Here is a 1,858-nt window from a genome sequence, read left to right on the forward strand (position 1 = left end):
GCCGGGGTGAGTTGCACACTGCGGTTGTTACGCTTGAAGAGCGGAAACTGCAGTGTGTGTTCCAGCATCTGGATCTGGCGGCTGAGCGGCGACTGCGTCATATGCAGCCGTTTCGCCGCGCGGCCAAAGTGGAGCTCGTCGGCCAGGACCAGAAAATAATGCAGTTGTTTGAGCTCGAACATTAAGTCCTTTTCTGCATGATTTGATGCTCACTATGATTCCACAAAGCATCGTTCGGCGGACTATAGTTTTACCTGCCGCGCGGCGCCCGATCGCCGCGGGCTGGAGAAGAAGAGACAGAATGCCCCAGATGCTTCCCGCAGACCTGGCAAAGACGATCGGCAGCGGCCTGCTGTCGTTTCCGGTAACGCACTTCACCGCTAAAAACACCTTTGATGAGAGCGCCTATCGCACTCATATCGGCTGGCTGATCGAGCACAATCCCGCCGGCCTGTTCGCCGCTGGTGGCACGGGCGAGTTCTTCTCGCTTACCCTTTCGGAGTTCTCCCATGTCGTACGCGCCGCGGTAGAAGAGACTGCCGGGCGTGTTCCCGTACTCGCGGGTTGCGGATACGGCACGGCCATGGCCATCGAGTTCGCGAAAGCCGCCGAGGCCGCCGGAGCCGACGGCCTGCTGCTATTGCCTCCGTATCTAGTCGGCGCGGAGCAGGCCGGCCTGATCGCGCATGCTGAAGCCGTATGTGGCGCCACGAAGCTTGGCGTGATCCTCTACAACCGCGATAACTTCGTCATCAACGAAGACAGCCTCGAAGCTCTTTGTGCTCGTTGCCCGAACCTGATCGGTTTCAAGGATGGCTATGGCGATATCGAGCTGATGACCCGCATCTTTACCCGTATGGGAGAGCGGCTGACCTACGTGGGCGGCCTGCCGACGGCGGAAACCTTTGCGCTGCCGTACCTGGAGATGGGCGTCACCACGTACTCCTCGGCGATCTTCAACTTCCTGCCTAACTTCGCGAATGAGTTCTATGCCGCGGTCCGTCGTCGCGACCACGAAACCATCTACAAGGGCTTGAAAGAATTTGTGCTGCCCTACAGCACCATTCGCAATCGCCGCAAGGGTTATGCGGTTTCGATTGTGAAGGCCGGCCTGAAAGTTGTGGGTCGTCCCGCGGGTTCAGTGCGCACGCCGTTGCTGGATCTCACGCCGCAGGAGCTGGAAGAGCTGAAGGCATTGATCGGCAACCGTTCGTAGAAAGCAAAAGGTTGATGCAGGATGGCAGGGAAAGAACAGTCGCATATCCGCTTTCTCATCGTGTTGATGCTCTTCACCGCAAGCTGCTGCAGCTACGGTGACCGTGTTGTTCTCTCCATCGTGGGAGTCGACATCTCGCATCAGCTTGGTCTCAATCCACTGAAGCTCGGATATCTCTTCTCCGGCTTCAGCTGGGCCTATGTCGTTGCCCAGTTGCCGGCGGGCGGTTTGCTGGATCGTTATGGGTCCAAGCGCATCTACGGCCTGAGCATCGTCGCCTGGTCGATCCTGGCGCTGATCGCAGGCTTCATCGGCTTTCTTCCGGCCGCGATGGGATTTGGGCTTCTGTTCGCTGTACGGCTACTCTCTGGCCTGGCGCAGTCGCCCGTCTTTCCGGGTAACGGACGCATCGTGGCGGCATGGTTTCCAACGGCGGAACGCGGCCGTGCTTCCGCGATCTTCAATTCATCACAGTATTTCGCCCTGGTGATCTTTGGGCCGGTGATGGGATGGCTGGTGCAGCGCTACGGCTGGAAGGCCTGCTTCTGGCTCGGAGGCGTTGTCAGCCTGCTGCTCAGCGTCGTCTGGTTCCGTGTCATTCATAGCGTGAAGTCGCATCCTCATATCTCCGATGCAGAGATC

General features: G+C 58.8%; 3 protein-coding genes. 2 read left to right on the top strand and 1 reads right to left on the bottom strand.

Features of this window, described 5'->3' with window-relative positions; genetic code table 11:
* Positions 1–182 (bottom strand): LysR family transcriptional regulator (locus tag AB4043_RS24240; protein ID WP_442308350.1); only part of this gene is annotated, 182 nt, incomplete at its 3' end.
* Between the two features lie 119 nt (positions 183–301).
* On the opposite strand from AB4043_RS24240, the gene kdgD reads away from it, so the two are divergent.
* Positions 302–1,216 (top strand): 5-dehydro-4-deoxyglucarate dehydratase, encoded by a 915-nt coding sequence (gene kdgD / locus AB4043_RS24245; protein WP_442302319.1) that lies wholly within the window; start codon positions 302–304, stop codon positions 1,214–1,216.
* A 21-nt stretch (positions 1,217–1,237) separates the two neighbouring features.
* Positions 1,238–1,858, top strand: a 621-nt coding sequence (locus tag AB4043_RS24250; protein WP_442308351.1) for an MFS transporter, incomplete at its 3' end; no start/stop codon positions are given.

Origin of the sequence: Terriglobus sp. YAF25 (assembly GCF_052113305.1) — a bacterium.
GTDB lineage: Bacteria > Acidobacteriota > Terriglobia > Terriglobales > Acidobacteriaceae > Terriglobus.